The organism is Ideonella sp. P3_A4 (assembly GCF_056403075.1).
In genome coordinates this window covers 1-6,823 of the sequence record NZ_JBFUGE010000326.1, presented here as the reverse complement: position 1 = coordinate 6,823, position 6,823 = coordinate 1, and the positions used below count along the sequence as shown (strand labels likewise).

Here is a 6,823-nt window from a genome sequence, read left to right as displayed (position 1 = left end):
GGCGTGCATAGCGCAGTAGCGTCTCATCATTGGCCACGGCCGGGTGGCGGCGAAACGCTTGGGCAAAGCCGAGGATGCCGTTCAGCGGCGTGCGCAGCTCATGGCTCATGCGCGACAGGAAGTCGGACTTGGCCTGGCTCGCGGCTTCGGCCGAATCGCGCTCGCGCGCCAGGCGGCGCACGGCCTCGCGGTCCTGCAGGTGCTGGCTCAGTGCTTCGGCCAGCAGCACCAGCTCGTCGCGCCCGGCGATGCGGCTGGTCGGCACGACGATCGTCGGTGGGGTTCCGTCGGCCGGGACGGCCTGCAGCTGCTGTGACAGGCTCATCAGCCGCCGCGTGACCAGCGCGTGCATCACCACCAGCACCACCGCCGTCAGCAGCAGCACCTTGACCACCTCGCCACCAAACAGCCAGGCCGAGCGGCGGCCAACCTCGGCCTCGATCTCGCCCAGCGATTCGGTCACCTGCAACTCGCCGATGCGTGATTTGCCGTCGGGCGAAAACAAGGGGATGCTGCGCTGCTGGCTGCCTGCCGGCGGGGTGTCGCCGGCTTCGGCCAGGGTCAGGCCATCGTTCGCCACCACGCGGGCATGCATGATGGCGCGGTTCTGGATCAGGCCGCGGGTGTGCGCGGCGAGCAAACGTTGGTCCAGCAGCCAGGCGGCCAAGGCGATCGGCTCGGTGCTGGCCTCGATGGCGGAGCGGGCCGATTCGGTGGCGGCCTGCAGCGAGCGGGTGCGGTCGACCTGGCTTGCAATGCCTCCCCACAGCAAAGACACTGCGACACCGAGCCCGCCCACCAGCAGCAGGATTCTCTTGACCAGCGGGGAATGGGTGGCGCCAAGCATGGTGCTGCCCCGAGTCTCGCACGGTGACCCGATGGTCATCACCTCGGAATCCCGATCCTGCCTGGCCCTTACTCCGGCCCCTACACGCCCTCATGAGCCTGCACACCGCTTTCGCTGCCGCTTTCCCCTTCGCCGCCAACGACGGCGCCGAGCTTTTCGCCATCGGTATCGACCTGGGCACCTCAGGCGTCAAGGTGGTGCTGTTGTCAGCCAGCGGCGAACTGGCAGCCGAAGCCTCGGTGCCGCTGGACGTGCAGCGGCCACAGCCGTTGTGGGCCGAGCAGTCGCCCGAGGCCTGGTGGCAGGCGCTGGAGCAGGCGATGGCGCAACTGCGTACTGGCGCCGGCGAGTCCCGCTGGGGCCGCGTGCGGGCGCTGGCGGTCGCTGGCCAGATGCACGGTGCGGTGCTGCTGGACGACGCGGGCGCGGTGCTGCGCCCGGCCATCCTGTGGAACGACGGCCGCAGCCAGGCCCAGTGCGAAGCGCTGGAGCGCGGCGAACCGGCCACGCGCCGCATCACGGCCAACCGGGCGATGGCCGGCTTCACCGCGCCCAAGCTGATGTGGCTGGCGCAGCACGAGCCGGCGCTTTTTGCCCGCACGGCGAAAGTGCTGTTGCCGAAGGACTGGCTGGTCTGGCGGTTGGCGGGGGTGATGAGTTCGGACATGTCCGATGCGTCCGGCACGCTGTGGCTGGACGTGGCCGCGCGTGGCTGGAGCGACACGATGCTGGCGGCCACCGGGCTGCGTCGCGACCAGATGCCGATGCTGCACGAAGGGCCCGACATGGTGGGCGAGTTGTTGCCGCGATGGACCGACCGCTGGGGCTTGCCGGTGGGCGTGCGCGTGGCTGCCGGCGCGGGTGACAACGCGGCCGGGGCGATCGGCGTCGGCGTGGTCGAACCGGGCGATGGCCTGCTGTCGCTCGGCACCTCGGGCGTGCTGTTCAGCGTGATCGACCGGCCGCGCGCCAACCCCGAGCGCGGCGTGCACACCTTTTGCCATGCGCTGCCGGGCCTGTGGCACCACATGGGGGTGTTGCTCAGTGCATCGAGCGCGCTGGCTTGGTGGAGCGATGTCACCGGCCATCCGCCGGGGGATCTGCTGGCAGGCTTGGAGGTCGGTGGCGAGCGGCCGCAGGCGCCGCTGTTCCTGCCCTACCTCAGCGGCGAACGCACGCCGCACGCCGATCCGGCCGCCACCGGGGGTTTCATCGGCCTGACCCGCAGCCATGTCCGCGACGACCTGAGCTATGCGGTGATCGAGGGCGTGGCCTTCGCCTTTGCCGACGCGCTGGACGCGATGCGCGAGGCGGGCAGCCGGCCGGCGCGGCTGTTGGCGATCGGCGGTGGCGCGCGTTCGCAAGCCTGGCTGCAACTGTTGGCGGATGTGCTGGCCACGCCGATCGACAAGCCCGCCAGCGCGGAAGTGGGCCCGGCGCTGGGCGCCGCGCGGCTGGCGCTGCTGGGCCTGGGCTGTCCGCGTGAGCAGGTGGTGCAACGGCCGGGCATCGCGCTTAGCTTCGAACCCGACGCAGGTCGCGGCAACCGCCTGGCCGAACGCCTGGCGCGTTTTCGCACGGCCTATGCGCCGCTGCGGGCACTGGGCTGAGCTGGCCCCGCCAGGGGGTCATCTGCGGCGAGGGGGCTGCAGGCTTAAGATTTCCGATCACCCCACGCCGCAAGACCGCTGCCATGAACACCAAAGCCTTTGCCTCGCAAGCCGACCTGGAAGAAAAGCAGGTCAGCTTCACCAAACTCTCGGACAACGCCTACGCCTACACGGCCGAGGGCGACCCGAACACCGGCGTGATCGTCGGCGACGACGCGGTGATGGTGATCGACACCCAGGCCACGCCGGTGATGGCGCAGGACGTGATCCGCCGCATCCGCGAGGTGACCGACAAACCGATCAAATACGTGGTGCTGAGCCACTACCACGCGGTGCGCGTGCTCGGCGCTTCGGGCTATGCGCCCGAGCACATCATCGCCAGCCGCGACACCTACGACCTGATCGTCGAGCGTGGCGAGCAAGACAAGGCGAGCGAGATCGGCCGCTTCCCGCGTCTTTTCCAGAATGTCGAATCGGTGCCGCCGGGCCTGACCTGGCCGACCATCACTTTCAGCGGCCGCATGTCGATCTGGCTGGGCAAGCTCGAAGTGCAGCTGATCCAGCTCGGCCGTGGCCACACCAAGGGCGACACGGTGGCCTGGCTGCCGGAGCAGAAGATCCTGTTCTCGGGCGACCTGGTCGAGTTCGACGCGACGCCGTATGCCGGTGACGCCTACTTCCAGGATTGGCCGAAGACACTGGACAACATCGCGGCGCTGCAGCCGCGCGCACTGGTGCCGGGCCGGGGCGCGGCGTTGACCACGCCTGAGCAGGTGGCAGCCGGCCTGGCTGGCACACGCGCCTTCGTCAGCGACATGTGGGCCAGCGTGCAGGCTGGCGTGGCGGCGGGGCAGGAGCTGAACGCTGTCTACAAGGCGACCTACGCGGCGCTGAAGCCGAAGTACGGCCATTGGGTGATTTTCGACCACTGCCTGCCGTTCGACGTGACGCGCTGCTATGACGAGGCGACCAAGCACGTCGACCCACGCATCTGGACGGCCGACCGTGATCGGCAGATGTGGGAGACGCTGGAGGGCTAAGGGGCGCGCGGGCTGGTCATGCCATCGAGCGAGGCGGCGAGGCGTTTCGAAGACTGCCCGACTGCCCAGACACCCGTCGCGTGATCAGACCGCGAGCGCAGCGCCAGATGGTGATCGCCAGAGCGGCGCCAACCAGTGATGCCATGGTGTGGACGTTGCTGGCCGCAGGGCCGCCCAGCGCCGTCGCCACCACGCTGCCGAAAAGGCTGCCGAGCAATCCGCCGACGAAGTCACTCCGATAGGGCAGCCAACGCCGATGTTCGAGCAAAAGGGTGATCGTCCAACCCAGCAAACCACCCAGCATCATGTTGATCACGTGTTCCATCTTGGATCTCCCGGGTCAAGTGGATTTGTTTGCCAACTTTGAGGTGGCTGTCCGCTGCCGCGCTGCACAGTCGTAGATCAGGCGACCACTTTGCAGGTGGCGTACGCCGGCGCGAACACCCAGGTCGCCGTGCAAAGCGTCAACCAGATCGATCGCTTCGGCCAACCGGTCGCTTCTGGCGGGGCATTGATCGCTGAAGGCGAACATCAGTCCCTCGTCGGCTTCGTCGCTGATGCACACGCCGCGCCATCTGGCAGATGGCTGGCAGAGGTCCAACACCTCAACCTGGAACATGCTGGCCTCCTTGCATGGGCCGGGTCTCATTCAGATGCAGCAACGCTTGCTCGAAGGCGTATTCGCACGCCATCTGCTCGTCGTGAAACTGCGGCACGAACCGAATGACGCGGTCGTGCGAGGACACGCCGTGCCCACCCCGAATGGAAACTAACGCCGCGTAGGCGCCTTCGGCGGTGGGTTTCGCAAAGGGGCTGACGATGTGCTTGCCCACGTGGACGGAAGCGGCGAAGTAGACGGACATGGTCGCGGAGCTTGGGTGACGTTGCAGTTGGGGTGTTGTGTTGCGTAGCTGACAACCACTTGCATGGTCTGTCTGCTGTAGGGGATTGGACCGATCGCCTGTTCACTCACGAAGCAGGCGGTGCGCCATCCTGTTGTCAGACGAGGCCTACGAAGTGGCGGCTTCGGTTTGGTGAGATAGTCGCCGGTGCCCGGCTGGCCCGTGCCGGAACGGAAGGCGACGACGCCCCATGCTTTCGACGTACACCTACCCGAAGTTCGAGTACCGGCGCCCACGCGAGCTGGACGAAGCATCGCCGCGCCGGCACCCGGTGGTGGTGGTTGGTGCCGGGCCGGTCGGGCTGGCCGCGGCGATCGACCTCGCGCAGCGCGGGCTGCCGGTGCTGCTGCTGGACGATGACGACACGGTGAGCCTCGGCTCCCGTGGCGTCTGTTATGCCAAGCGCACGCTGGAGGTGCTGGACCGCCTGGGCTGCGGCCAGCGGCTGGTCGACAAGGGCGTGACCTGGAACGTCGGCCGCACTTTCTTCGACACCGACGAAGTCTTCCATTTCAACCTGCTGCCAGACGCCGGCCACGAGCGGCCGGGCATGATCAACCTGCAGCAGTACTACCTCGAAGAGTTCCTGGTTCGTCGTGCTGAAGCTTTGTCGAACCTGGACCTGCGCTGGAAGCACAAGGTCGCGAAGGTTGAGCCCGATGGCGCCGGGGCGACGCTGCAGGTCGAAACAGCCGACGGCAGCTTCGTTCTCGAAACCGATTGGCTCGTCGTGGCCGACGGCGCTCGCAGCCCGATCCGCCGCCAGCTCGGGCTGGAGATCGAAGGCCAGGTCTTCCATGACCGCTTCCTGATCGCCGACGTGGTGATGCAGGCGGACTTTCCGGCCGAGCGCTGGTTCTGGTTCGACCCACCGTTTCACCGCGGGCAGAGCGTGCTGCTGCACCGGCAGGCCGACAAGGTCTGGCGGATCGACTTCCAGCTCGGCTGGAACGCCGACCCCGAAGAAGAGAAGAAACCCGAGAGGGTGATCCCGCGCATTCAGGCCATGTTGGGCGCAGATCGTGAATTCGAGCTCGAATGGGTCAGCGTCTATACCTTCCAGTGCCGGCGCATGCCGCAGTTCCGACATGGCCGCGTGCTGTTCATCGGCGACGCGGCGCACCAGGTCTCGCCGTTCGGCGCGCGAGGCGCCAACTCGGGCATCCAGGACGCTGACAACCTGGGCTGGAAGCTGCATGCGGTGGTGACCGGCGCGGCGCCGGAGGCGCTGCTCGACAGCTACGCCAGCGAGCGCGGTGCGGCGGCCGACGAGAACATCCTGAACTCGACCCGCTCGACCGACTTCATCACGCCCAAGAGCGCGACCTCGAAGCTGTTCCGCAACGCCGTGCTGGGCTTGGCGCGTGAGCACGCATTTGCGCGGGCGCTGGTCAACTCGGGCCGGCTGTCGGTGCCGACTTTGGCCCTCGATTCACCGTTGAACACGCCGGACGCTGACGCCTTCGACGGGTGGATGCTGCCAGGTGCGCCGATGGACGATGCGCCGGTGAGTGTCGACGGCCAAGCCCGCTGGCTGCTGCGTGAAGTGGCCGGCGGGAGCGGTGGCTTCACGCTGCTGGTCTTCGGCGACGAGCCGATCAGCCTGCCGCCGACACTGGTGCCGCTGCGCCTTGTGCGTGTCGCGTCGACGGCGATGGTCGACACCGAAGGTCTGGCCGCGCGCCGCTACGACGCTCGCCCCGGCACCTGCTACTTGATTCGCCCCGACCAGCATGTGGCCGCGCGCTGGCGCCRCTTCGACGTGGCTGCCATGCAAGCAGCCCTGGCACGTGCGCTGGGCCGACACTGAAGGACTGCCATGGAGCACCTGAACACCCAACCGAACTTCGGCATCCCCGRCGAACGTTTCGCCCGCGCGTTCACGCCGGGCGACGATTTCTACGAAGCGCTGATCGAGACCCACCGCGGCTTGAGCGACGAGCAAAGCCAGCTCGTCAACGCCCGCCTGGTGCTGCTGCTGGCCAACCACATTGGTGACCTGCGGGTGCTGCGCGAGGCCTTGGCGGCTGCGCGCGCTGGCGTTCAAGCCTGAGAGATCCGGTCCGAGTCGACCGAAATGCAAAAGGGGCGGGAGTGACCCCGCCCCTTCTCTGTCTGAAACCAGGCTGCGGATCAGCGCTGGGCCATCACCGTGGCGGCCGGTTGGCGCACGCTGGGCGCCACGCGCAGGTCGGTTTCGGTGTCGAACACGTTGATCTGACCGTTGGCGCGGGCGGCGATCAGTTCGGCGCGGACTTCGTCGCGGCTCAGGCCGCTGGCCGAGGCTTGCGTTTGGGCCGGCTTGCGGGTGAACAGCGCAGCGATCGCCTTGCTCGAATCGTTGTTCTGCGCGAAGTAGGCCGCTTCCGGGTTGAAGCTGGCGATGTTGTTGGCATCGCGCTTGGCGATGTACTGGGCTTGCAC

9 protein-coding genes are annotated in these 6,823 nt (G+C 67.7%); 4 read left to right on the top strand and 5 right to left on the bottom strand.

The window, feature by feature from the left end; translation table 11 throughout:
• On the bottom strand, positions 1-847 hold an 847-nt coding region (locus AC1DYI_RS22915), incomplete at its 3' end, for a sensor histidine kinase (protein ID WP_477206443.1).
• Between the two features lie 92 nt (positions 848-939).
• On the opposite strand from AC1DYI_RS22915, the gene xylB reads away from it, so the two are divergent.
• Both xylB and AC1DYI_RS22905 read left to right on the top strand, forming a co-directional pair.
• Positions 940-2,457 carry a xylulokinase gene (gene xylB, locus AC1DYI_RS22910; protein WP_477206442.1) on the top strand — a complete coding sequence of 506 codons (1,518 nt, stop codon included), beginning with the start codon at positions 940-942 and terminating at the stop codon, positions 2,455-2,457.
• Between the two features lie 83 nt (positions 2,458-2,540).
• Positions 2,541-3,497 carry an MBL fold metallo-hydrolase gene (locus tag AC1DYI_RS22905; RefSeq protein ID WP_477206441.1) on the top strand — a complete coding sequence of 319 codons (957 nt, stop codon included), beginning with the start codon at positions 2,541-2,543 and terminating at the stop codon, positions 3,495-3,497.
• A gap of 16 nt (positions 3,498-3,513) precedes the next feature.
• Here AC1DYI_RS22905 and AC1DYI_RS22900 read toward each other — a convergent pair whose 3' ends face one another.
• From AC1DYI_RS22900 to AC1DYI_RS22890, 3 genes are read right to left on the bottom strand one after another with little or no spacing between them, the layout of a single operon-like run.
• Positions 3,514-3,822 carry a hypothetical protein gene (locus AC1DYI_RS22900; RefSeq protein ID WP_477206440.1) on the bottom strand — a complete coding sequence of 103 codons (309 nt, stop codon included), beginning with the start codon at positions 3,820-3,822 and terminating at the stop codon, positions 3,514-3,516.
• Between the two features lie 15 nt (positions 3,823-3,837).
• Complete coding sequence (locus AC1DYI_RS22895; RefSeq protein WP_477206439.1) at positions 3,838-4,116, bottom strand: hypothetical protein; 279 nt, start codon at positions 4,114-4,116, stop codon at positions 3,838-3,840.
• Positions 4,103-4,360 carry a hypothetical protein gene (locus AC1DYI_RS22890; protein ID WP_477206438.1) on the bottom strand — a complete coding sequence of 86 codons (258 nt, stop codon included), beginning with the start codon at positions 4,358-4,360 and terminating at the stop codon, positions 4,103-4,105. The genes AC1DYI_RS22895 and AC1DYI_RS22890 overlap by 14 nt, the downstream gene beginning before the upstream one ends.
• A 229-nt stretch (positions 4,361-4,589) precedes the next feature.
• Between AC1DYI_RS22890 and AC1DYI_RS22885 the strand changes: the two genes are divergently transcribed.
• Both AC1DYI_RS22885 and AC1DYI_RS22880 read left to right on the top strand, forming a co-directional pair.
• A complete protein-coding gene (locus tag AC1DYI_RS22885; protein WP_477206437.1) occupies positions 4,590-6,209 on the top strand; it encodes an FAD-dependent oxidoreductase in 1,620 nt (539 codons plus the stop codon).
• 9 nt (positions 6,210-6,218) lie between these two features.
• Entirely contained in the window at positions 6,219-6,452 is a 234-nt protein-coding gene (locus tag AC1DYI_RS22880; protein ID WP_477206436.1) for a DUF2783 domain-containing protein, read from the top strand.
• Positions 6,453-6,532: 80 nt separating this feature from the next.
• Here AC1DYI_RS22880 and AC1DYI_RS22875 read toward each other — a convergent pair.
• Positions 6,533-6,823 (bottom strand): DUF4148 domain-containing protein (locus AC1DYI_RS22875; protein ID WP_477206435.1); only part of this gene is annotated, 291 nt, incomplete at its 5' end.

Bases quoted from the DNA above. Each gene is read 5' to 3' on its own strand.
- xylB (WP_477206442.1), top strand. From the start codon at position 940: ATGAGCCTGCACACCGCTTTCGCTGCCGCTTTCCCCTTCGCCGCCAAC.
- AC1DYI_RS22905 (WP_477206441.1), top strand. From the start codon at position 2,541: ATGAACACCAAAGCCTTTGCCTCGCAAGCCGACCTGGAAGAAAAGCAG.
- AC1DYI_RS22900 (WP_477206440.1), bottom strand. From the start codon at position 3,822: ATGGAACACGTGATCAACATGATGCTGGGTGGTTTGCTGGGTTGGACG.
- AC1DYI_RS22895 (WP_477206439.1), bottom strand. From the start codon at position 4,116: ATGTTCCAGGTTGAGGTGTTGGACCTCTGCCAGCCATCTGCCAGATGG.
- AC1DYI_RS22890 (WP_477206438.1), bottom strand. From the start codon at position 4,360: ATGTCCGTCTACTTCGCCGCTTCCGTCCACGTGGGCAAGCACATCGTC.